This is a genomic window from Rhizobium ruizarguesonis, assembly GCF_012349115.1.
In the GTDB taxonomy this organism is placed as follows: domain Bacteria; phylum Pseudomonadota; class Alphaproteobacteria; order Rhizobiales; family Rhizobiaceae; genus Rhizobium; species Rhizobium ruizarguesonis.
Window position 1 is genome coordinate 16,057 of record NZ_PQIG01000114.1, and the last position, 19,489, is coordinate 35,545.

Sequence of the window (19,489 nt, forward strand, 5' to 3'; positions counted from 1 at the left end):
AATCTCTTGCCGTGACGTGCAGGCTTTTCAACACGACCTGACCGAGTGTGCACCGGACCTGGCAATCGCGTTCGGTGGAAGTCTGTCGAGAAATGCGCTCCGCCGCGGAACCGCCGGCAAGGCAGCGCCATTTTCCGCAGTTGTTAAAGGAATTCGCGCAGCGTCTCGCGGGACTGGATCGACAGGAATTCGATTGCCACACCTTCGACGAAGTGGCGCACGACGCGACCGCGCATGTTGCCCAGGCGCACCGCCGTTCCGATCGAAGGGCGCATCTCGACATCGACGGCAGCGCCGGACAGCGAAAGGTCCATGATGCGGCAGGAATAACGCGTGCCGTCCTCGAGCGTCAGCTCGGTCTTCGTGTCGCGTGGCGTCAGACGGTCGTGGCGGCGATCTTCCGGCAGACCGAGTTCGTGCTTGTTGGCAAGCCAGGTGAGCTGGGCTGCGAGCTTCTCGCGTTTCCGGTCGGTGGCGTTGATCGACATGGTGAAGCCGCGGCCATCGATCGTCTGGACATAACCTTCGACGCGGCCGAGATGGTCGATATAGGCGACGACGCGTTCGTTGGCGCGCGGCCGGCCGGGGCAGGTGACGTACATGTCGCCAGGCGACATGTCGATCACCATGCATTCGAATTCCTCGTAGTTCGCAAGCATCAGCCGGCCCTGCATATTGATGGGCACGCGCTGGAAAACGCCCTGTTCAGGGCGCGGCGCAGGTCGTTGCGTCTGAGCTGGCTGGAACGAGTGCATCAAAGGGCTTCTTCATCAAAATCGCAGAGACCGATCTTTACCCGCAATCCATTAACAGAAGGTTGTTTCGCCGCGTCCCGACATAGCGGAAAACGAGTATATCAAATGTCCTAAAATGGGACCCTCAGCGCGCCTCCACGCTCAGCAGCTGCGACACCATGCGGCGCATGACCTGGCCGAAATGGATACTTTTGCCAGCGACGATCTTGTTGATGGGGCGCAATTCGGCTGGTGCTGCCTTGGCGAACTTTCCGGGCAGCAGGCGGCTGCGGTCGAGCGCCAGGAATTCGAGCGGTACGATCTCCAGCCAGCTCGCGGCCGCTGCGGGCGCGATCGCGCCGAGCAGCCGGTCGCAAGCGCCGTCCGGCGAACGCAGCGGCATCATGATAATCTCGAAGGAGGCCTGATGACCGACGGTGCTGTAGCCGGTGGCGTTGAATAGGGCCGGCATGGCATGGTCCATGACGCCCATCGCCGTGCGTTCGATGTCCGTGTGCTGACCATTTGCCCAGAGAGACGAAAAACGTTCGCTGCGCAGATCACGCCCGAAGAGATCGCAGATGCGGGTGCCGGCGAGCCGGAAACCGATGTCTCCGCCGTCGCGCCTCTCAAGAATGAACAGATTCTGGAGCAGGTGGGGGACGGCGGAGGGTTCGACCTGTGATTTCAGCGGCGCATCGGCAGCGCCGCGGATACGGTTCCAGTAGTCAAAAATTTCGATGGTCGTTTGCACACGCATTTCACACCAACCTGTCCCATTCCGGAGCATTTTCGGGCAGTCATTGCCCGTACGGACTCTACCTTGCGGATTTCATGCCACATCACGGCGGTTAAGGTTAAGAGATGGTTTCGGTTGAGATGCAGTGCCTGTCGTGACACTGTCCCGCATCGCTTCGACTTTCGAAGTTCAGCACAACCTGCCCGGGCCTAAGGTCTTTCCTGGAGCTCCCGGTCCGCCGCCCGGCACTTCGGGCGGCTTTTTTTTTGACAGGCGCTCCTGTATGGCTGTGGCCTCAACGAGGCGAAACACAGATGAATGAGCAGACGGCCGAGCCGCATAAGGCGCCAGAACCTCCCGAGGTCCAGCCGCCGGCACGGCTACCGCGCGAACCGGTCTTTAACCTTCCACCGGCACTGCTCTTCAGTCTTTGCCTGCTGGCCGTGATTTATGCGGTGCAGGAACTCGTGCTATCCGATGATGCGCTGTACTGGCTGTTCAACACCTTCGGCTTTAATCCCCACAGCTACGTGACTCCACTGTCGCAGCAGGGACCGGAGCTGTTCTGGACGCCGGTCACCTATTCGCTGCTGCACGGCAGCGTCCAGCATATCCTCTTCAACGCCTTCTGGCTGATGGCCTTCGGCGCGCCGGTCGTGCGCCGCATCGGGACGCTACGCTTCGTGCTCTTCTGGATTTTTTCTGCCATTGCATCAGCCGCCCTGCACGCGGTCCTGAATTGGGGAGACGTGTCGCTGCTGATCGGGGCGTCGGGCGTCATCTCCGGGCTGATGGGCGCCGCCTGCCGATTCGCCTTTCCGGCCGAGCGGCGGCCGATGGCGCCGGCGCATCTCAATGCCCGGCTTTCTATCGTCGAGGCGCTGAAGAGCCGCACCGTCATCATCTTCATGCTGCTCTGGCTGGTCGGCAATGCATTAATTGCAGTCGGCATCCCGCTCGTCGGCGATAGCGACCAGCCGATTGCCTGGGACGCACATATCGGCGGCTTTGTCTTCGGCTTCTTGCTGTTTTCGCTGTTCGATCAGGCGCCGCGCCCGCCTGTGATGGAACCTGCCGGAACGGAGAAGGATGTGTTGCAATCCTGAGCCGGGCAGTGCACGATCTACCTATCCGCGATGGGGGGAGAAACCGCCGCGGATGCCTGTGACAAGTGTTTCACGGACATAGGAGGTTCGAATGACCAGTTCAGTCAAAGCAATCCTCGACCTGAAGGGCAGGGACGTCGTCACCGCCGGGCCGAACACCACCGTCGCCGAGGCGGCCGCCATTCTCAGCAAGAAGAAGATCGGCGCCATCGTCGTCGTCGGCATGGAGAATCGGATTTCGGGGATGTTCACCGAGCGCGACCTCGTGCATGCGATCGCCAAACACGGCAAGGACGGCTTGGACCAGGCGCTGGCCCAGGTCATGACCGCGAAGGTCTACCGCTGTCATGAGGAGACGACCGTCAACGAGCTGATGGAGCTGATGACCAGCCGCCGTTTCCGTCACGTGCCGGTGGAAAGCAATGGCAAGCTTGCAGGCATCATTTCGATCGGCGACGTGGTGAAATCGCGCATTGCCGAAGTCGAGCGTGAGGCCGAGGAAATCAAGGCCTATATCGCCGGCTGAGGTTTTCGCCGGCCATGCTCGACCGATGTCGTTGTCGCAAAACCGCTGCAGGCTTTGGGACGCCATGCATCAGGGGTGGCTGGCGTAGACTTCCTGCATGCGCTTGATCTCGGGGAGCCGGGCTCTGGCTTCTTCGTAGCCGCGTTCGATCGCCTCGCCAGCCCGGTGGAATTCCGAAAGGCCGATATAGCTGAGACGCGGCTGCAGCGAAATATCAGGCGGGTCGCCGGCAAGGCGGGCGCGGGCAATCCTGTCCTGGATGATGTTGAAGGCCTGCACCATGACCCCGGTCATGCCGAGGCGCGCATAGGGCGCTTCTTCCTGTTTATGCACTTCCTGGGCCGACAGGCTGGCATTGTGCCGGACGACGGCCGAGCGGCCGTAGAGATCGTAATTGAGATTGACGGCGACGACGAGCGGCTGCTCGTAGGCGCGGCAGACCGAGACGGGGACGGGATTGACCAGCGCCCCGTCGACCAGCGTGCGGTGATTGCTGCGCACTGGCTCGAAAATGCCGGGCAGGGCATAGGAGGCGCGCAGCGCCGTAATCAGCGAACCATTGGCGATCCAGACCTCATGGCCGGTATTGACTTCGGCCGCGACCGCGACGAACGGCCGATCGAGATCTTCGACGTTCAGGCCTTCGAGATGTTCCTGCATGCGCTTGGTCAGCCGCATGCCGCCGAACAGGCCACTGCCGCCGATGGTGAGATCGAGGAGACTTGCGATGCGGCGCATCGTCAGCGAGCGCGCGAAGCTTTCGAGTTCATCGAGTTTGCCGGCGAGATAACAGCCGCCGACCAGCGCGCCGATCGAGGTGCCGGCAATCATGCCGATCTCGACCTTTGCCTCGTCGAGTGCGCGCAGCACACCGATATGGGCCCAGCCGCGTGCAGCGCCGCCGCCGAGCGCGAGCGCGATCTTGATTTTCTTTTGAGGCGCCGGAGGCGGGAGCATATCGAGCGTGGTCGACATGCCGGAACCGGAACCCTCGCCTTCAGAGCTTTGACGATGCAGACTCCAGCTCAACATGGCGCTCTCCCCTCCCAGCAGAACACTTGATTTCCGATAGTGTGCCCGATCAGTTTCCAAATGGTATATAGAAGCGGTTTCTGGCGCAATAAGGAGCAAATTCCGGAAAATTGGGGCTATTTTCCGTAGACATCCTGCGGATCGAAATGAAGCTCGTCGTCAACGATATCAAGCATCGGCTTTCCGTCTCGAAGCGTGATCGTCCGGTAGAAGCAGGAGCGGCGGCCGGTGTGACAGGTGGCGTCGTGACCGGCGACCTCGACCTTCAGCCAGATAGCGTCCTGATCGCAATCGGTGCGGATTTCCTTCACCGTCTGGAGATTGCCCGAGGTCTCGCCCTTCTTCCAGAGCTTGCCGCGCGAACGGCTGAAATAGTGGGCCGTGCCGGTCTGGATGGTCAGTGCCAGTGCCTGGGCATTCATGTGCGCCACCATCAGCAACTCGCCGTCGCCGGCGTCTGTGACGATCGCGGTGATCAGGCCGCGGTCGTCGAAATGCGGCGTGAAATCGCCGGCGTCTTCCAACGCCGACTTGTCCTCGGATGGTTGATTGAAGATCAGTTGACTCATCGCGGCCCTCCTGAGGGAGCCGGTATCAGCGGCTCCGCACCATGGTCATGAAACGGGCCTGATCGGCCGGCTCGGTCTTGAACGTTCCCGTAAAGGTGGTCGTCAACGTGGTCGAGCCCTGCTTCTGAACACCGCGCATCGCCATGCACATATGTTCGGCCTCGATCAATACGGCGACACCGCGCGGATGCAGCGTATCGTCGATTGCCCGGGCGATCTGCGCGGTCATCGTTTCCTGCGTCTGCAGGCGGCGGCCATAGATCTCGACGACACGGGCAATCTTCGACAGGCCGAGCACACGCCCGTCCGGCATGTAGGCAACGTGGGCCTTGCCGATGATCGGCACCATGTGGTGTTCGCAATGCGAGTAGAACGGAATATCCTTGACGAGGACCATGTCGTCGTAACCGGCGACCTCCTCGAAGGTGCGGCCGAGCACGTCTTCCGCCGCCATGTCGTAACCGGCAAAAAGCTCGCGGTACGATTTGACGACGCGGGCAGGCGTTTCGAGCAGACCTTCACGCGTCGGGTCGTCACCGGCCCAGCGCAGCAGAACGCGAATGGCTTCCTCCGCCTCCTGCTGGGAGGGGCGATCCGAATCTCGGTTCGTCTGCGGAAAGTTCTTTACGATGGCGTCCATGAACAATGGTCTCCTGGTCCGCACCGCGGACCCATCTGTCGGAATCGCCACTGGTCAATCCCATGCGGGAATTCATGCACCTTTGGCAGGCTCCGGGGCTTTCAGGGCAAGTTCAGCCCGTCCGGCACGGTTTCCCAATCAAACTTACACGAGGCCATTGCATTTTAATGGCCTTCGAACGACATACATATAGGAAGACGGCCATCGTATGTAAGTATCCTCAGACGACACGGTGTGTTTTTTGTTTTGACGACAATAACACCCCTGCAGAGGCCGATCCGCAGCGATTTTGGAGCGGAAATCCAATATGGACGACATCTATAACAGCAAAATCCTCGAATTCGCCGGCAATATTCCGTTGACCGGCACGCTTGATGATGCCGATGCGAGCGCCCAGGCCCATTCCAAGCTCTGCGGCTCGAAGGTGCGGATCTGGCTGAAGATGGACCGCGATACCGTGACCGGTTTTGCCCATGACGTGAAGGCCTGCGCGCTCGGCCAGGCCTCGTCCTCGATCATGGCCCGCCATGTCGTCGGCGCCACGTCGGACGAATTGCGCCAGGCGCGCCAGGACATGCTCGCCATGTTGAAGGCGGATGGGGCGGGGCCCCAGGGACGCTTCGAAGACATGCGCTATCTGCTGCCGGTGCGGGACTACAAGGCCCGCCATGCCTCGACGATGCTGATCTTCGATGCGGTCGTCGATGCGATCGAGCAGATCGAGGCGAAACGGGCGGAAGTTGTCGAGGCATAACGGAGATGTGCGAGTTCTGCACCCCGCAGGCTGACGATGAGGACGACGGTGGCGCCGCCGGACCGGACAAGCCGCGTGAAAAGGCCGCACCCACTTCCCGCAATTATACCGGTCCTTTCCGCAAGACTCCCGACCGCCTGCTCGGCATGGGGCTCATCCGCCTCTACCAGCTGACGCTGTCCGGCTTCATCGGCAATTCCTGCCGACATATCCCGACCTGCTCCGAATATGGCTACGAGTCGATCGCCCGCCACGGCCTTTGGGCCGGCGGCTGGATGGCGCTGTTTCGCGTCGGCCGCTGCGGCCCGGGCGGCACCAGCGGCCTCGACCAGGTGCCGGAGATGCTCGGCGACAGCTTCCGCTGGTGGACGCCGTGGCGTTATCTCGCCCTCGGTCGGAAGGGACGGCCGGCGCCATGAGCACCTTCATCGCCCTTCTGCACAGCATCGTTCTGACGCCCGAGCGCCGCGTCATTATGGAAGATTTGCGCGCGTTGGCGGAAGAGCTCGGCTATCGCGAGCCCCGCACACTGGTTTCAACAGGCAATCTCGTCTTCGAGGCCGATGACATGCGGCCGCACGAACTCGAGGTCCACCTGGAAGAGGGCTTCGAAGAAAAGTTCGGCAAACATGTCGATATCATCGTGCGCAGCGACTGCACCTGGATGGCGCTTGCCAGCACCAATCCCTTCAAGGACGGCAACGCTGATCAGGTTATCGTCCGGGTGATGCGCCTGCCGGTCGACCCGAAGAAGGTGGAGGCACTGAAACCGCTGATGAGGGAGGGACAGCGCATCGCCGTCGTCGGCGGCGATCTCTGGATCGATTTCGCCGGCAAGCCGAGCCAGTCCAAGCTGCTTTCGGCCCTGACGACCAAGCGGATCGGCGTCGGCACGATGCGCAACTGGAACACCGTGCGCGGCCTTGCCGAAATGATCATGTAGCCGGGCTTCGTCTTTACTCACGCAGCAAATCTGAGTATCAGGCGGCAGCGCATCCAAGGACGGAGGCGCTGTCGTTGCAACCACCCGCATTCGTTGGCGGGACTGGACAAGGAGAATTTCGATGTCCCAAGCTATTTCCCTGACATTTCCCGATGGTTCCGTGCGCGGCTACGATGCCGGCGCAACCGGCCGGGATGTCGCTGAATCCATTTCCAAGTCGCTCGCCAAGAAGGCAGTGGCCGTTGCAATCGACGGCACCGTGCGCGACCTTTCCGATCCCGTGACGACGGGCAGAATCGAGATCATCACCCGCAATGACGACCGTGCGCTGGAACTCATCCGCCACGACGCGGCGCATGTCATGGCCGAAGCGGTGCAGGAAATCTGGCCCGGCACCCAGGTGACGATCGGCCCGGTCATCGAAAACGGTTTCTATTACGACTTCGCCAAGAACGAGCCCTTCACACTCGATGATCTGCCGAAGATCGAAAAGAAGATGAAGGAGATCATTGCCCGCAACGCCGCCTTCACCAAGCAGGTCTGGTCGCGCGAGAAGGCGAAACAGGTCTTCGCCGACAAGGGCGAGCAGTACAAGGTTGAGCTCGTCGACGCGATCCCCGAAGGGCAGGATCTCAAGATCTATTACCAGGGCGACTGGTTCGACCTCTGCCGCGGTCCGCACATGGCCTCGACCGGCCAGATCGGCAACGCCTTCAAGCTCTTGAAGGTGGCCGGTGCCTACTGGCGCGGCGACAGCAACAATCCGATGCTGAGCCGCATCTACGGCACGGCCTTCGCCGAGCAGTCGGAACTCGACAACTACCTGCATATGCTTGCCGAAGCCGAAAAGCGCGATCACCGCCGCCTCGGCCGTGAAATGGATCTCTTCCATTTCCAGGAAGAGGGCCCGGGCGTCGTGTTCTGGCATGGCAAGGGCTGGCGCGTATTCCAGACGCTGGTCGCCTATATGCGCCGCCGGCTTGCCGGCGATTATCAGGAAGTCAACGCGCCGCAGGTGCTCGACAAGTCGCTGTGGGAGACCTCCGGTCACTGGGGCTGGTACCGCGACAACATGTTCAAGGTGACGGTCGCCGGCGACGACACCGACGACGACCGCGTCTTCGCACTGAAGCCGATGAACTGCCCCGGCCATATCCAGATTTTCAAGCATGGGCTGAAATCCTACCGCGAGCTGCCGATCCGGCTTGCCGAATTCGGCAATGTCCACCGTTACGAACCGTCGGGCGCGCTGCACGGGCTGATGCGCGTGCGCGGCTTCACGCAGGACGATGCGCACATCTTCTGCACCGACGAGCAGATGGCCGCCGAATGCCTGAAGATCAACGACCTGATCCTTTCGGTCTACAAGGATTTCGGCTTCGACGAAGTCACCATCAAGCTCTCGACCCGGCCGGATAAGCGCGTCGGTTCGGACGATCTGTGGGACCGCGCCGAAAGCGTGATGATGGGCGTGCTGGAGACGATCCAGCAGCAGTCGAACGACATCAAGACCGGCATCCTGCCGGGCGAGGGCGCTTTCTACGGGCCGAAGTTCGAATATACGCTGAAGGATGCGATCGGCCGCGAATGGCAATGCGGCACGACGCAGGTCGACTTCAACCTGCCGGAACGCTTCGGCGCCTTTTACATCGACAGCAACTCCGAAAAGACGCAGCCGGTGATGATCCATCGCGCCATCTGCGGCTCGATGGAGCGCTTCCTCGGCATCCTGATCGAGAACTTCGCCGGCCACATGCCGCTCTGGGTATCGCCGCTTCAGGTGGTGGTCGCAACGATCACTTCGGAAGCCGATGCCTACGGGCTTGAAGTGGCCGAGGCGCTGCGCGAGGCCGGTCTCAACGTCGAGACCGACTTCCGCAACGAGAAGATCAACTACAAAGTCCGCGAGCATTCGGTCACCAAGGTTCCTGTCATCATCGTCTGCGGCAGGAAGGAAGCCGATGAGCGCACGGTCAACATTCGCCGTCTCGGCAGCCAGGAACAGGTTTCGATGGGGCTCGACGCTGCCGTCGAGAGCCTTGCGCTCGAAGCGACACCGCCCGACATTCGTCGCAAGGCCGAAGCAAAGAAAGCCAAGGCCGCCTGAAATAACCGGGATCTGACAGCGCCGTACGCGGCGCTGTCGGAAATCTGATATATAATCGCAATATTGTCGCCACGAACGGGGAGCGGGTTATCCCGAGGCCGGAGTGCGCTTCAAAGAATTATCCTATGCCAATGATCGAGATCCGCGCCTGAAGCGCTGGTTGATCCGCTCGATCGAGGGGCTGTCGGGCCGTGACCGCTATGTCAGACTCTACGACGTCTGGCGCAGCGACATCATCGGCAGGAGCGACCGCGTGTTCGCCAGAGCGCTCGATCTCATCGACGTTTCGGTCGAGGTTAAGGGCGACTGGCCGCTCGAACCCGTTCCCACCGAGCCGATCGTCATCGTCGCCAACCACCCCTTCGGCATTGGCGACGGCATCGCCGTGCTGGCACTTGCCGAACAGCTCGGCCGTCCCTTCAAGGTGCTGATCCACAACGATCTCTTGAAGATGCCGGAGATGGCGCCCTATTCACTGCCGATCTCATTTGCGGAGACCAAGGAGGCGATGACGCTGAACTTGAAAAGCCGGCACGAGGCGGTGCGGCTGCTCAAGGAAGGCACGACCATCATCGTCTTTCCGGCGGGCGGCGTTGCGACCGCCAAGAGGGGTTTCGGCCGGGCCGAGGATCTGCCGTGGAAGATGTTTCCGGCAAAACTCATCCAGGCGACGCATGCCAGCGTGCTGCCAATCTATTTCGAGGGTCAGAACGGCCGGCTGTTTCATCTGGCTAGCCGGGTGTCGATGACGCTGCGCTTGTCGCTGCTGATCGGCGAGTTCCGCCGGCTGTCCGGCAGCACGATCACGGCACATGTCGGCAAAGTGCTGACCTGGGAGGCGCTGAGCAGTGGTGCCGATCGGAAGGGTCTGCTTGCCCGCCTCTATGGAGCGGTGTTCTCGATGGCGCCGCCGAAAAGTACCTTCCAAACGTCTCGGCTGAGCCGAAACCGCTCACGGTAAAATCAATCGAGGCTGGTGTCGTCACCGCCCGGCTGCGGCACGAGCTGTTCGTAGGAGGGCAGCGGCTCCACCGGAGCCGGCTGGACACCCGGCGGTGTCGGTGTGCCCACAGGCACCTGCTGTACCGTGCGGGCCGCGTCGCTCACCGGCGGCTGCGGCTGCTGATCCTTCATCAGAACCTCGACATCGGTGTTCCTGCCGGCGACGACGGTGAAATCGCGCTGGTAGATCTTGTCCTTGTTGCGGGCGACGGCGGAATATCCGCCTTCGGCGAGGACCATGGTCGGGAAGGCGCTGACGCTTTCACCGACGCTGTCGCCGGCCGCCGTCAGAATCGACCATGCCGTATCGGCGATCGCCTCGCCGCCTGCATCGGAGACCAGCTTGAAGGTGACCTGCGCGGCGCGATGCTGGATCGTCGCCTCGGTCAGCTTGCCGGCCTCGACCTGGATGTCGGCGCGGATCACGGCGTTGACGCTGCCATATTCGGAAACAATGTGATAGGTGCCGGCATTGAGGCGGACGATGGTATTCGGCGAGACATCGGCCATGACGAGGCCGCGCTCGCCATCGTCGCGCACTTCCGAAGAATAGATCGAGAAGCTCAACTGGTCGGGGCGGATGCGGGCGTCGGTGCCGGAGACGGCATTGAGCAGCAGGCCGCCGGCATCGAGCACCATCACCTGCTTGTCGACCTCGCCTTCAGCAGGCACGGTCAATTTCTTGGTGACGCCGGCGCGGCCGAAAGAGACGTTGACGAAATAATCACCGGGCGCGAGCTGGAAGGCGGCAGGTCCGCCCTTGGCGCTGGCGATCAGCGGCAGTTTGCCATCGGATCCGGCGATCGGGCTGAAGACGTACCAGGATAGGCCTTCCTCAACCGGCGTGCCGTCCGCCGTCAGCTTCGCTTCCATCGGGACGTCGCGCAGCTTGACCCCTTCGGGCACCGCGCCGGGCGCGATGAAGGCATCGAGCTTCGGCATCTTCGGCGTCGATTCAAGCTGTTTGAATCCCTTGAAGGCATCCTGAGCGCCGGCGCCGAGGGGCATCAATACCATCAGGGCAATGGCAAGGCCGATGCGTGCAAAAGGCAAAATGCCAAACATCTGTTTCGTGAACCGATTGACTTCTGAAATCGCAAAGGCCACTTCAAGACCAACGCGATGGCAAATTCAAGACCCACCCTTTGCAGCAGCATAAATAATGAGAGCCTCTCCCGCATGAAATCCGATATCAAGCTGATCGACTACCTCGCCGTGCGCCGCTCCATCCCCGCTTTCCAGATGTGCGAACCAGGCCCCGAGAAGGCCGAGATCGAGGAGATCCTGCGTCTCGCCTCGCGTGTTCCCGATCACGGCAAGATCGCCCCCTGGCGCTTCATCGTCTATCGCGGAGAACAGCGCGTGCGTCTCGGCGAGGAGCTTCTGACGCTGGCGATTCAGACAAAGCCCGAACTTTCCGAAGAGATGATTCAGGTCGAGCGCAGCCGTTTCACCCGCGCGCCCGTGGTCGTCGCCGTAGTCAGCAAGGCAGGACCGCATATCAAGATCCCGGAATGGGAGCAGTTGATGTCAGCCGGCGCGCTTTGCTTCAATGTCATTCTCGCCGCCAACGCCAATGGTTATGTCGCCAACTGGCTGACGGAATGGTTCGCCTATGACGAGCGCGCCTATCCGCTGCTCGGCGTCGGGCCTGATGAAAAAGTGGCGGGCTTCATCCATATCGGCTCGACGACATTTCCGGTAATCGAGCGGCCGCGGCCGGAGCTTGCCGACACCGTGACCTGGGTCGGCGGAGACGATTGATGTTCTATACCACCGACAGCAACCGGCACGGGCTTGCACATGATCCTTTCAAGGCGATCGTGTCGCCGCGCCCGATCGGCTGGATCGGTAGCAAGGGCAGGGATGGCTCGATCAATCTCGCGCCTTATTCTTTTTTCAATGCCGTCGCCGATCGGCCGAAGCTGGTGATGTTTTCTTCCGCCGGACGCAAGCACAGCCAGCGCAATGCGGCCGAGACCGGCGTCTTCACCTGCAATTTCGTCAGCCGCGATCTCGCCGAGAAGATGAACCTCTCCTCGGCGGCGCTGCCCTACGGCGACAGCGAATTCGACTTCGCCGGCCTGACGCCGAAGCAGGCCGAACTGATCGACGCGCCCTATGTCGGCGAGGCTTTCGCGGTGCTCGAATGCAAGGTCACGGAGGTCATCGAGCCGAAGACGCTGTCGGGGGAACCGTCCGAAAACGTGCTGGTCTTCGGCGAAGTGGTCGGCATCCGCATCGACGAAGCGATCGTCAGGGACGGCCGCCTCGACATGTCGATCGCCCGACCTGTCGCCCGCATGGGCTACATGGATTACAGCGAAGGCAGCGATGTTTTCGAGATGATCCGGCCGCAACTGCCACCAATTGAAGGCTAACCGCAAGGCATACAAAGGCTTAAGAAATATGGTGAACCAATCTTAAACCTTTTGCCGCTACCGTCGCAGCATTGAATGGAACGCGAAAGAATCGCGTTCAAGTGCTGGGGCGTCGCGTGATCGTAGAAGCTTTTCTTCGTTGGGTCGAAACGGCCAAGACAGGCGACCGGGCCCGGGCCGCAAACGCTCTCGGGCGAGCCTATCTGCAGTCCGAAATGTCCGGCGACGAACGGGCGGCAGCCGAGATGGCGATGACCTTCCTTCTCGACGATCCGTCGCCACGCGTGCGGCTTGCGCTTGCCGAGGCGATTGCCTGGTCGCCCGATGCGCCGCGCAGCCTGATCCGTTCGCTTGCCGAGGACCAGCCCGAGGTTGCCTGCCATGCGGTGACCTGTTCGCCGCTTTTGAGCGACGCCGATCTGGTCGACCTTGCCGCGCGCGGCAACGGAGCCACCCGCATGCTGATCGCGGCGAGGGCGCATGTGACGCGTCCGGTTTCCGCCGCCCTTGCCGAGGTCGGTGACGAGGAAGAACTGCTCTGCCTGCTCGAGAATGACGGTGCAGTGATTTCCAGCCTGTCGCTGAAACGCATCGCCGAACGGCTCGGCGACTGCTGCGATATCCGCAATCTGCTTCTCGACCGCAGCGACCTTCCGGCCGATGCCCGCCAGTTGCTGACCCAGCATGTGAGCAATGCGCTGATCGGGCTGCCGCTGGCGCAGGCGGCGATCGGCCTGCAGCGGCTTCAGCGCATCAGCCGCGAGGCGACCGAGGCTGCCATCGTTTCGATCGCCGGCGATATCGCCCCACGCGAAATACCCGACCTCGTCCAGCATCTGCGCCTCAACGGCCGGCTGACGCCATCCTTTCTGATGCATGCGCTCTGCGCGGGCAAGGTGGACTTCTTCGCCGGCGCGATCGTCGATCTGACCGCGTGCAACGAGCGCCGTGTGCGTTCGATCCTGGCAACCGGGCGGATGCATGCCGTGCGTGCGCTTTACGAGTCCGCCGGCCTGCCAAGGGATATCAGCGTCATCTTCGTCGAGGCGACGATGCTGTGGCGCGACGCCGCCAGAAAAGGGCCGGGCAGCGTGCTCGGCAATGTCTGCGGCCGTCTTCTCGAAAAATTCCGTCATCACGACGCGCATGGCGCGATCGGCGAACTGCTCGACATGGTGGAAAAGCTTAGTGTCACCGAGCAGCGACAATCGGCCCGCGTCTATGCGGCGCTTGCGGCGGCCTAATCAGCGAGCCGCGTCACCACCCAGGAATAACTGGCGGATACGAAGTGCACGGGTTTGGTCAGTGTGTCCCTGACGCTTTTGCCTGAGGGCAGATGGGCGCGGACCTGTCCGGCAATACCTTCAGCAAAACCGGCGATCCGTCCTGCGGGTTCCTCGGGCGCTGCGACAGCGACCTCGGATGCGGCGGCAGGCACGGGCGCCGATTCCGGCGGCTCGGCGGCGGCGATGGCTTTCGGCGCCTCGCACACCGCGATCACCGAGGGATAATTGACATTCACATAGGTCTTCAGCCGTCGTTCGGCTTCCGCGTCGCAAGCGGCAACGGTTTCCCAGCGTTTATCGACCGTCGCGACATAATTGCACTGGCTGATGGAATCGTCGCAGCCGAGAATGGTCATCGCGATCAGCACCGCTTGCATATTCTGCTTCCTTGATTATTGAGCACATCATCGTCTTAGAGGGCGCAATTCCAACCGAATGAAGGCAACGGTATTAACTCTTCGTCATGTCGGGAAAAATTGTGCCCCGCGCCAGCAGAGGGAGCCACATGTCTGTCACCATCGCCCTTGAACCGCCGCGCCAGGAGGGCGTCATCCGCCTTCTCGATCTTTCCGATGCCTATGCGCAATCGCTCTATCCGGCTGAAAGCAACCATCTGGTCGACCTCTCCTTGCTGGAGAAGCCTTCGGTGAGCTTCCTCGTTGCGCGCAACGGCGATGCGATCGTCGGCTGCTGCGCACTGGTCGAGGCCGGTGACGGCACGGCGGAGATCAAGCGCATGTTCGTCGATCCCGAGGCGAGGGGACTGAGGATCGCCAGCGGCCTGATGAATGCGCTCGAAGCAATCGCAGGGGGAAAGAGGCTGACGGCAATCCGGCTCGAAACCGGCATCTACCAGCCCGAGGCGATCGCTCTCTACCGCAATTTCGGATATCGGGAAATCGAGCCCTTCGGCAGCTATCTGCCGGACCCGCTCAGCCTGTTCATGGAAAAGCAGTTGGGCTAGCCGGTCTGCGAAACCATGTTCAGCCTTCGGCGACGCGCGGCATGGTTTTCGGCGAACCGGGGACCGGCGGCGGGGCCTGTTCATCGATGATGATCTGCGGTCCGGTTTCGCTCTTGTCGGCGTTGCGGGCCTCGTGGATCCACTCGCGCCAGATGGCGACGATCAGCGCCATCAGCACCGGGCCGATGAAGAGGCCGAGGAAACCCATCGTCTTGACGCCGCCGACGAGGCCGAAGAAGGTCGGCAGGAAGGGTAGCTTGATCGGACCGCCGACGAGCTTCGGCCGCAGCGTCTTGTCGACGATGAAGAGCTCTACCGTACCCCAGACGAAGAGACTGATGCCGGCGACATGCGAGCCGCTCGCCAGCAGATAGATGGAGACCAGCGTGAAGGAGAGCGGCGCACCGCCCGGTATCAGCGCCATCACGCCCGTCAACACGCCGAGCGTCACCGGCGAAGGCACGCCGGCAATCCAGTAGGCAAGGCCGAGCACGATGCCTTCGCCGATCGCGATCAGCGTCATGCCCATGACAGTGGAGCTGATCGTCGCCGGCACGACGCGGGAAATGCGCTCCCAGCGGTTCGGCAGGATGCGCTCGCCCAGCATGTCGATCTGCTTGGAGAAGGAGAAGCCGTCGCGATAGACGAAGAACAGCGCGATCAGCATAAAGAGCAGCGTCAGCAGTAGGTGGAAGGCGCCGCCGCCGGCCGCAAGCACGGCGCGATAGATGTTGCCGATATTGGCGCCGCTGACCGCCTGGATGACTTCGCCCAGGGCGCCGGGACTGCCGATATATTTCGTCCAGACTTCATCGAGATAGGCGCCCGCCCAAGGCAGCGCGACAATCCAGTCGGGTGTCGGAGCGCCGGCGCGGTTGGCATGGATTGCCCAGGCGACCCAGGTGCGCACTTCGCCCGTCGTATAGGTCACCGCAAGCCCGATCGGGATGACCAGGAAGGTGATGATCATGATGATGGCGATGGTCGCGGCGATCGTCGTATTACCGCCGACGCGGGCAAGAAGCTTGCGGTAGAGCGGCCAGCTGGCGAAGCCGATGACGAGGGCTGCGAGCACCGGCACGAGGAAGCCGTAGAAGAAATAGACGCCGGCAGCGACGACCAGGACCAGCAGCCAGCGCGCCGCCGAAATGGAGGGAATCAGCGGCGTGCGCGTCTGCGCCGACGATCCGAGCCATCGCGGTTCATGATTGCTTTTCTGACGGTCGAACACACCCACGCGCGCCTCTTCTTTTTCTTGTACTCTGGTTATGGGCCATCAACCCGGCGGTTTCAAGGTCCGCACCATGAAAGCGTATACAAACCGTCGCTATTCGACCTCGGATCCGAGCGTCTTACTGCTGCGGGCGGTTGAGAACCTTGAAGGCATAGAATTGCGTCTTCTGGCTGGTCGAAAATTATTGTCGGAGCCGAGAATGAGAACATCGGTGCCGTCCTTGGCCTTGCCGAGCGACATGGCCTCGATATTGTCGGGAACGAGGCCGATTGCCCTCAAATCGAGGACTTGGCTCTTGCGGGCGGGAACGACGCGCTGGTCGTTTTTGGCCAGGGACGCGATGGCGGATACATCGGTGGCATCAGTCAGATCCATCATCATGATCTTGATGCTGTTGCCGAAGCCCTGGGCATAACTGCGTTCGACGGCGAGCAGGCGGTGATCGTCGAGGGCAAGTATTTCAGACATGCCGTTGTCATTACCGTCGTCGGCCTTGGCGGCGGCCTGCGGGATCGGCGAGACCGGGTAGACATACTCGGCCTTCGGCTCGCCGGTTGCGCCGTCGTAACGGACGATGCGCGACAGGCTGCCTGACGTCAGCGAGGGGTTCGGGCCGTCCTGATAGAGAGCGGCTTCGACACCGACGAACACATCGCCGGAGGGCGCGACGGCGAGATCCTCGAAAGCGAGATTGTCGCGGATGCCGGTCGACTTGTCTGCGGTCGGCGCAAAGCCCTCCGGCAGCTTGAATTCGCGGACGAAGGAACCGTCCGGCGCAGCGACACGGACGAAGGGCGCCAGCAGCGCCTTGCCGTCGCCTTCGCTGCCCCAATAGATGCCGTCCTTGCCGAGGCGGATCGATTCCGGATCGACGGTCCGGGCAGCGAAGGGCTCGCCGTTCTTGTCCTTCAACGTCACCTGCTTGACGACAGAAACGCTCTTGAGACCGGATGCGTCGAGATCGACGTTGAGTTCATAGAAGCGGGCCGGGCCTCTTTCCGAGCGGTCGTCGCTGATGGCGAGATAGTGGCCGGTGGCGGCATCGAAATCGAGGCCGGAAATGCCGCCAAATTCGACGCCGTTTTCCATGTGGCCGGTGGGGATGACGAATTCACCGAGATAGGAGAGCGAAATGCCGGCAGCGCAATCGCCGAAGGGGCAGGTGGTCTCGAAGGTGGCGCCGATATCGGTGGCGCTGGCGGAGACGGTGCTGGACAGGAGAACGAAAGCGGCAGCCGCGAGAAAACGCTTGGTCATGACAAATATCCGGCAAGGGTTGAAAACGGTTCAAACGGGCGCAGCTCCTCCCCGAGGGGAAGGCGCGCCGACCGCTTCATGCGCCGGTTGTTTAACGGAGTTGTTACGATTCTTCGTCAGTTCGGTGAAATCGTGAATGCTAAAATGCGGCGCGCCGAACCCGACCGTTTGGCGCGCTCGACCTAATACCCTAAATATCGAGGTTCTCCGCGAAGGCCGCGCGGTCCTGGATGAAGCGGAAGCGGGCTTCCGGCTTGGTGCCCATCAGATCGTCGACGGCGGCGCGCGTGCCTTCGAAATCCACCTCGTCGATCAGCACCTTGAGCAGGGTGCGCTTGGACGGATCCATCGTGGTTTCCTTGAGCTGGGCGGGCATCATCTCGCCGAGACCTTTGAAGCGGCTGATCTCGACCTTGGCCTTGCCCTTGAACTCCGTCTGCATCAGCTCGGCGCGATGATTATCGTCGCGGGCATAGGCGGATTTCGCCCCTTGGGTGATTTTGTAGAGCGGCGGCACGGCGAGGAAGAGATGGCCGCCGCGCACCAGCTCCGGCATCTCCTGATAAAAGAAGGTGATGAGCAGCGATGCGATATGAGCGCCGTCGACGTCGGCATCGGTCATGACGATGATGCGCTCGTATCGCAGGTCTTCGTCGCGATATTTCGAGCGCGTACCGCAGCCGAGAGCCTGGACGAGATCGGCGAGCTGCTGGTTGGCGCCGAGCTTTTCGCGACCGGCGCTGGCGACGTTGAGGATCTTGCCGCGCAGGGGAAGGATCGCCTGGTTGGCGCGGTTGCGCGCCTGCTTGGCCGAACCGCCTGCCGAATCGCCCTCGACGATGAAGAGTTCGGCACCCACAGCGGTGTTCTGCGAGCAGTCGGCGAGCTTGCCGGGCAGGCGCAGCTTGCGCACTGCCGTCTTGCGGTTGACTTCCTTTTCCTTGCGGCGGCGCAGGCGCTCCTCGGCGCGCTCGATCACCCAGTCGAGCAGCTTGGCCGACTCGTTCGGATTGTCGGCAAGGTAATGGTCGAAGGGATCGCGGAGCGCGTTCTCGACGATGCGCTGGGCCTCGACGGTCGCAAGCCTGTCCTTGGTCTGGCCGACGAATTCCGGCTCGCGAATAAAGACCGACAGCATGCCGACCGCCGAGATCATCACGTCGTCGGTGGTGATCTGCGCGGCGCGCTTGTTCTGCGTCAGCTCGGCATAGGCCTTCAGGCCCTTGGTCAGCGCAATGCGCAGCCCCGCTTCATGTGTGCCGCCTTCGGTCGTCGGAATGGTGTTGCAATAGGAATGCACCTGCGGATCGCCGCCATACCAGGTGATCGCCCATTCCATCGAGCCGTGGCCGCTTACCTTCTCCGTCTTGCCAGCGAAAATCTCGCGGGTGACGGTGAACTCCTTGCCCATCGTCGCCTGGAGATAGTCCTTCAGGCCGCCGGGGAAGTGGAAGACGGCCTTGTCAGGGACCTCGGAGCCTTCGGGCAGCACGCCCGCCTCACAGCTCCAGCGGATTTCGACGCCGCCGAACAGATAGGCTTTCGAGCGCGCCATGCGGAAGACGCGGGCGGCATCGAACTTCATGTGATCCCCAAAGATCTGGGGGTCTGGATGGAAGCGCACGCGGGTGCCGCGGCGATTATGGACGTCGCCCAACTCTTCGAGCCCGCCCTGCGGCAGGCCGCGGGAGAAGCGCTGGCGGTAGAGCTTGCGGTTTCGCGCCACCTCGACCTCGAGGTCGTCGGAGAGCGCGTTGACGACCGAGACGCCGACGCCGTGCAGGCCGCCCGAGGTCTCGTAGGCCTTGCCGTCGAATTTGCCGCCGGCATGCAGCTTGGTCATGATGACTTCGAGCGTCGACTTGCCGGGCACCTGCGGATGGTTCTCGACCGGGATGCCGCGGCCGTTGTCGGAAACCGTCAGATAACCCTCGAGGTCGAGATAGACCTCGATGAAATTGGCGTGCCCGGCGACCGCCTCGTCCATCGCATTGTCGATGACTTCGGCAAACAGGTGATGCAGCGCCTTTTCATCGGTGCCGCCGATATACATGCCCGGACGCATGCGCACCGGCTCAAGTCCTTCAAGGACGCGAATCGACGAGGCGCCGTAATCATCCGAGTTCGAGGCGGCGGGCGCCGGGCGCGCCGAGGCTCCGGCAGCCGGGGGTGCTGCGGCGGCGGGCGCAGCCGTCACCGGCGGCCGTTCGGCGGG

Annotated in this window: 20 protein-coding genes and 1 pseudogene; 11 read left to right on the plus strand and 10 right to left on the minus strand. The window is 62.1% G+C overall.

The features are described 5' to 3' along the window. Positions 1 to 143: 143 nt before the first annotated feature. Positions 144 to 755 (minus strand): PilZ domain-containing protein, encoded by a 612-nt coding sequence (locus C3Y91_RS31445; protein ID WP_018072182.1) that lies wholly within the window; start codon positions 753 to 755, stop codon positions 144 to 146. A 124-nt stretch (positions 756 to 879) separates the two neighbouring features. After that, complete coding sequence (locus tag C3Y91_RS31450; protein ID WP_080654777.1) at positions 880 to 1,524, minus strand: PAS domain-containing protein; 645 nt, start codon at positions 1,522 to 1,524, stop codon at positions 880 to 882. A 263-nt stretch (positions 1,525 to 1,787) separates the two neighbouring features. Between C3Y91_RS31450 and C3Y91_RS31455 the strand changes: the two genes are divergently transcribed. Next, on the plus strand, positions 1,788 to 2,579 hold the full coding sequence (locus C3Y91_RS31455; RefSeq protein WP_130691527.1) for a rhomboid family intramembrane serine protease: 792 nt from the start codon (positions 1,788 to 1,790) through the stop codon (positions 2,577 to 2,579). Between the two features lie 91 nt (positions 2,580 to 2,670). Beyond that, positions 2,671 to 3,105, plus strand: a complete 435-nt coding sequence (locus C3Y91_RS31460) for a CBS domain-containing protein (protein ID WP_018072179.1) — start codon at positions 2,671 to 2,673, stop codon at positions 3,103 to 3,105. A gap of 69 nt (positions 3,106 to 3,174) precedes the next feature. Here C3Y91_RS31460 and C3Y91_RS31465 read toward each other — a convergent pair whose 3' ends face one another. The 3 genes from C3Y91_RS31465 to folE form a co-directional block, all read right to left on the minus strand. Beyond that, on the minus strand, positions 3,175 to 4,137 hold the full coding sequence (locus C3Y91_RS31465; RefSeq protein ID WP_018481963.1) for a patatin-like phospholipase family protein: 963 nt from the start codon (positions 4,135 to 4,137) through the stop codon (positions 3,175 to 3,177). Positions 4,138 to 4,253: 116 nt separating this feature from the next. After that, the gene (gene hisI, locus C3Y91_RS31470) at positions 4,254 to 4,706 is read right to left on the minus strand and encodes a phosphoribosyl-AMP cyclohydrolase (RefSeq protein WP_017960562.1); all 453 of its coding nucleotides are present in this window, start codon (positions 4,704 to 4,706) and stop codon (positions 4,254 to 4,256) included. 25 nt (positions 4,707 to 4,731) lie between these two features. Further along, positions 4,732 to 5,346 carry a GTP cyclohydrolase I FolE gene (folE, locus tag C3Y91_RS31475; protein WP_075225565.1) on the minus strand — a complete coding sequence of 205 codons (615 nt, stop codon included), beginning with the start codon at positions 5,344 to 5,346 and terminating at the stop codon, positions 4,732 to 4,734. 307 nt (positions 5,347 to 5,653) lie between these two features. Here folE and C3Y91_RS31480 point away from each other — a divergent pair, with 307 nt between their 5' ends. The 5 genes from C3Y91_RS31480 to C3Y91_RS31500 all read left to right on the plus strand — a co-directional run bounded on the left by C3Y91_RS31480 (position 5,654) and on the right by C3Y91_RS31500 (position 10,111). Then, a complete protein-coding gene (locus tag C3Y91_RS31480) occupies positions 5,654 to 6,100 on the plus strand; it encodes an iron-sulfur cluster assembly scaffold protein (protein ID WP_130691529.1) in 447 nt (148 codons plus the stop codon). Between the two features lie 5 nt (positions 6,101 to 6,105). After that, positions 6,106 to 6,519, plus strand: coding sequence for a membrane protein insertion efficiency factor YidD (gene yidD, locus C3Y91_RS31485; protein WP_130655613.1), 414 nt, complete (start codon positions 6,106 to 6,108; stop codon positions 6,517 to 6,519). Further along, complete coding sequence (locus tag C3Y91_RS31490) at positions 6,516 to 7,043, plus strand: DUF1697 domain-containing protein (protein WP_075225567.1); 528 nt, start codon at positions 6,516 to 6,518, stop codon at positions 7,041 to 7,043. The genes yidD and C3Y91_RS31490 overlap by 4 nt, the downstream gene beginning before the upstream one ends. Before the next feature lie 121 nt (positions 7,044 to 7,164). Next, entirely contained in the window at positions 7,165 to 9,150 is a 1,986-nt protein-coding gene (thrS, locus tag C3Y91_RS31495; protein WP_130655612.1) for a threonine--tRNA ligase, read from the plus strand. A 103-nt stretch (positions 9,151 to 9,253) separates the two neighbouring features. Further along, positions 9,254 to 10,111 (plus strand): lysophospholipid acyltransferase family protein, encoded by an 858-nt coding sequence (locus C3Y91_RS31500; RefSeq protein ID WP_075225569.1) that lies wholly within the window; start codon positions 9,254 to 9,256, stop codon positions 10,109 to 10,111. A gap of 2 nt (positions 10,112 to 10,113) precedes the next feature. On the opposite strand, the gene C3Y91_RS31505 is transcribed toward C3Y91_RS31500, so the two are convergent. After that, on the minus strand, positions 10,114 to 11,217 hold the full coding sequence (locus C3Y91_RS31505) for an RgsD C-terminal domain-containing protein (protein ID WP_024322670.1): 1,104 nt from the start codon (positions 11,215 to 11,217) through the stop codon (positions 10,114 to 10,116). A gap of 114 nt (positions 11,218 to 11,331) precedes the next feature. Here C3Y91_RS31505 and C3Y91_RS31510 point away from each other — a divergent pair, with 114 nt between their 5' ends. The 3 genes from C3Y91_RS31510 to C3Y91_RS31520 all read left to right on the plus strand — a co-directional run bounded on the left by C3Y91_RS31510 (position 11,332) and on the right by C3Y91_RS31520 (position 13,777). Beyond that, complete coding sequence (locus C3Y91_RS31510; protein WP_024322669.1) at positions 11,332 to 11,916, plus strand: nitroreductase family protein; 585 nt, start codon at positions 11,332 to 11,334, stop codon at positions 11,914 to 11,916. Next, positions 11,916 to 12,533: a flavin reductase family protein gene (locus C3Y91_RS31515; RefSeq protein ID WP_018072171.1), complete on the plus strand. Its 618-nt coding sequence runs from the start codon at positions 11,916 to 11,918 to the stop codon at positions 12,531 to 12,533. The genes C3Y91_RS31510 and C3Y91_RS31515 overlap by 1 nt, the downstream gene beginning before the upstream one ends. A gap of 101 nt (positions 12,534 to 12,634) precedes the next feature. Continuing rightward, positions 12,635 to 13,777 carry a DUF2336 domain-containing protein gene (locus C3Y91_RS31520; RefSeq protein WP_168576209.1) on the plus strand — a complete coding sequence of 381 codons (1,143 nt, stop codon included), beginning with the start codon at positions 12,635 to 12,637 and terminating at the stop codon, positions 13,775 to 13,777. Here C3Y91_RS31520 and C3Y91_RS31525 read toward each other — a convergent pair. Next, on the minus strand, positions 13,774 to 14,196 hold the full coding sequence (locus C3Y91_RS31525) for a hypothetical protein (RefSeq protein ID WP_018072169.1): 423 nt from the start codon (positions 14,194 to 14,196) through the stop codon (positions 13,774 to 13,776). The two genes, C3Y91_RS31520 and C3Y91_RS31525, sit on opposite strands and share 4 nt — an antisense overlap. Before the next feature lie 128 nt (positions 14,197 to 14,324). Here C3Y91_RS31525 and C3Y91_RS31530 point away from each other — a divergent pair, with 128 nt between their 5' ends. Beyond that, positions 14,325 to 14,783 (plus strand): GNAT family N-acetyltransferase, encoded by a 459-nt coding sequence (locus C3Y91_RS31530; protein WP_018072168.1) that lies wholly within the window; start codon positions 14,325 to 14,327, stop codon positions 14,781 to 14,783. A 19-nt stretch (positions 14,784 to 14,802) separates the two neighbouring features. On the opposite strand, the gene C3Y91_RS31535 is transcribed toward C3Y91_RS31530, so the two are convergent. From C3Y91_RS31535 to parE, 3 genes and pseudogenes are all read right to left on the minus strand, one after another. Further along, positions 14,803 to 16,020: an AI-2E family transporter gene (locus C3Y91_RS31535; RefSeq protein WP_024322667.1), complete on the minus strand. Its 1,218-nt coding sequence runs from the start codon at positions 16,018 to 16,020 to the stop codon at positions 14,803 to 14,805. Positions 16,021 to 16,135: 115 nt separating this feature from the next. Next, positions 16,136 to 17,274 (minus strand): annotated as a pseudogene (locus C3Y91_RS31540) (esterase-like activity of phytase family protein). A gap of 190 nt (positions 17,275 to 17,464) precedes the next feature. After that, the coding region (parE, locus tag C3Y91_RS31545; protein ID WP_174827178.1) for a DNA topoisomerase IV subunit B at positions 17,465 to 19,489 on the minus strand (2,025 nt) is incomplete at its 5' end.